Origin of the sequence: Microcystis sp. M49636_WE2, assembly GCF_030065375.1 — a bacterium.
GTDB lineage: Bacteria > Cyanobacteriota > Cyanobacteriia > Cyanobacteriales > Microcystaceae > Microcystis > Microcystis aeruginosa_C.
Genome location: NZ_JASJFG010000799.1, coordinates 1 through 2,464, shown reverse-complemented (window position 1 = coordinate 2,464; position 2,464 = coordinate 1). Strand labels below are relative to the sequence as shown.

Here is a 2,464-nt window from a genome sequence, read left to right as displayed (position 1 = left end):
GCGATAACAATTAGAGGAATTTGGTGAACAAGATACACTATAGCCCAGATGTGGATGCTTTATTAATTGAGTTAAACAATAATCCAATTGCTTACGCAGAGGAGGAAGGGAAAACAATATTACATTATTCCGAGGACGATCAGTTAGTTTTAATCGAGATTCTAGATTTTGGTTGTTCTCTATCGGAAGATGCTAGACAAGAACTTGCAAAATCCATATCTTCTAGTGAATCGATTAAAATATAGTTATTAGTTAATATCCATCTCACAACAATTTAAATCATGAAAGGTATTCAGTATATTGTCGATGAAACAGGAGAAAAAACAGCGGTTGTTATCGATCTAAAAGAATGGGGTCAACTGTGGAATGAGTTTTATCAAAATTTACTCGATCGCTCTCCCGTAAACGAAGACTGGATAAATCGATCGCCTTTTCGAGAAAAATTAGATCAAGCTCTGACGTGGAATGCTAATCATCCACCGCAGTTATCAGATCTAGAATCCCTAAAGAGCAAACTCGACAATCATTAGTGCTGAAGAAAAGGCTAGAAAACTAAGTAGATTGAGCGATGCAAATTCCATCTAAAGCAATTATTCCAGAGGATAAACTTACTCGTTATCTTCTCGTATTCAGAGACAAAGATGACAAATCAAAATTTTTAGCACAAGCAGGATTTACTCTCGATAATGCGGCCAGTTTGCAAAAAGCGATTATTCAGCTAATTACCGTAGAAGATGCGATCAAAGATGGTAAAAATGAATACGGTATCTTTTATCGAGTTGAAGGAATGCTAGAAGGAGTTAACGGAATTAATTTAGCAGTGGTTACAATATGGATACTGCGATACATTGACGACTGTTTTCAGTTTGTTACTCTCAAACCCCGAAAGGATAGATAATTATGGATGTTAGATTATACGATCATGTGGTTCTTTGTCTTGATGTTCCCGAAGACAATCTAAAATCGGGAGATGTGGCAGTATTAGTGGATTTAATCCCCCATCCTAGCAATGGCGAAATGGGAGCAATTTTAGAAGTTTTTAACGCTCTCGGTGAGTCAATTTCAGTAGTTACTGTGCCAATTTCGGCGATTAAACCCCTACAGGCCAATGAAATATTTACCGTCCGCTCTTTATCGCTACAATCTCAACTATCGATGAATCTCCTGAAAGATAGTAAAAAAATTCGTTTTGTTGACCTCTTTTGTGGTTTGGGAGGGTTTCGATTGGCAATTGAACAAGTTTGTCGCCAAAAAAACTTAGAATCTGATTGTGTTTTTTCCTGTGATATAGATAAAGACGCTCGGTCAATTTATCAGGCTAATTTTGGCGACCAACCCCGGGGGGATATTACCGAAATTGCTGCCCTAGATATTCCCAATCATGATATTTTAATGGCGGGATTTCCCTGTCAACCCTTTAGTATTTGTGGTGATTTAAAGGGGTTTGAAGACACCAGAGGCACGCTATTTTTTGAGATTGCTCGTATTTTAAAAGCCAAACAACCCGCAGCATTTATTCTGGAAAATGTCAAGCAATTGCAGGGACATCAACAGGGAAAAACCTTGCAAGTTATTCTCGATACTCTGCAAGATTTAGATTACTATACCGATTATCGGGTTTTGAATGCGCTTCATTTTGGTTTACCGCAAAAACGGGAACGAATTTTTATCGTTGGTTTCCGAGAAGCGAGAGATTTTATCTGGCCAAAACCAGCTTTATCTAGAACAAGTTTAACGGAAATCTTAGAGGAAAATGTTTCGGATTTTTATTATGCTTCCGAAAAAATTCAAAAAAGTCGCCTTCTGAAAAGAGAGGGAAAAAAACCTTATAGTGAACCGACTATCTGGCACGAAAATAAAGGAGGAAATGTCAGCGCTTATCCCTATTCCTGTGCCTTGCGAGCGGGAGCATCCTATAATTATTTGTTAGTGGATGGGAAAAGACGCTTAACAGAAAGAGAAATGCTACGTTTACAAGGTTTTCCCGATGATTATCAAATTGTCGGCAGTTATCAAACTATGCGAAAATTAACGGGTAATAGTGTAGCGATTTCCTGCGTAGCTGCTGTGGTTAATTCTGTAATCGAGTCTTGGTTAGATGTTGAGCAAGCATCAACTAATTCATTCTCGTTAAATCGACAACTTAATTAAGTTTATTTTCGACTCAGGAGTTTTAGATAGTGGTGATTATTCAAGACGCTTTTAATTGCCTATATAGACAGTCAAAACCTAGGAGATTATAGCTTGTTTGAGTCCTAATTTATATCTCTAAAATTAGCTGACCCATTGCCTTGAGCATTTGGAGCAGATTAATTGCTGATTCAGGATACATTAAATTAAGTTCTGGCATTATCTGATAAGTGGGGTTAGTTTCTTGTCTGAGATAGACGAACATATATTGTAAGCCATTAGTCGCTAATCCCCAAACTGAGGGTTGTCTTTCTAAGCTATTGTAGGCATAAGT

The 2,464-nt window shown here is 37.5% G+C and carries 4 protein-coding genes and 1 pseudogene; 4 read left to right on the top strand and 1 reads right to left on the bottom strand.

Features of this window, described 5'->3' with window-relative positions; genetic code table 11:
- Positions 1–23: 23 nt before the first annotated feature.
- The 4 genes from PX484_RS18285 to PX484_RS18270 all read left to right on the top strand — a co-directional run bounded on the left by PX484_RS18285 (position 24) and on the right by PX484_RS18270 (position 2,151).
- Positions 24–245, top strand: a complete 222-nt coding sequence (locus tag PX484_RS18285) for a DUF2283 domain-containing protein (protein WP_002800310.1) — start codon at positions 24–26, stop codon at positions 243–245.
- Positions 246–281: 36 nt separating this feature from the next.
- Positions 282–530 (top strand): hypothetical protein, encoded by a 249-nt coding sequence (locus PX484_RS18280; RefSeq protein WP_002800311.1) that lies wholly within the window; start codon positions 282–284, stop codon positions 528–530.
- Positions 531–568: 38 nt separating this feature from the next.
- Positions 569–898 carry a DUF6883 domain-containing protein gene (locus PX484_RS18275; protein WP_149976032.1) on the top strand — a complete coding sequence of 110 codons (330 nt, stop codon included), beginning with the start codon at positions 569–571 and terminating at the stop codon, positions 896–898.
- Positions 899–1,155: 257 nt separating this feature from the next.
- Positions 1,156–2,151, top strand: a complete 996-nt coding sequence (locus tag PX484_RS18270; RefSeq protein ID WP_287767321.1) for a DNA cytosine methyltransferase — start codon at positions 1,156–1,158, stop codon at positions 2,149–2,151.
- A 109-nt stretch (positions 2,152–2,260) separates the two neighbouring features.
- Here PX484_RS18270 and PX484_RS18265 read toward each other — a convergent pair.
- Positions 2,261–2,464 (bottom strand): annotated as a pseudogene (locus PX484_RS18265) (restriction endonuclease subunit R); the annotation flags it as partial.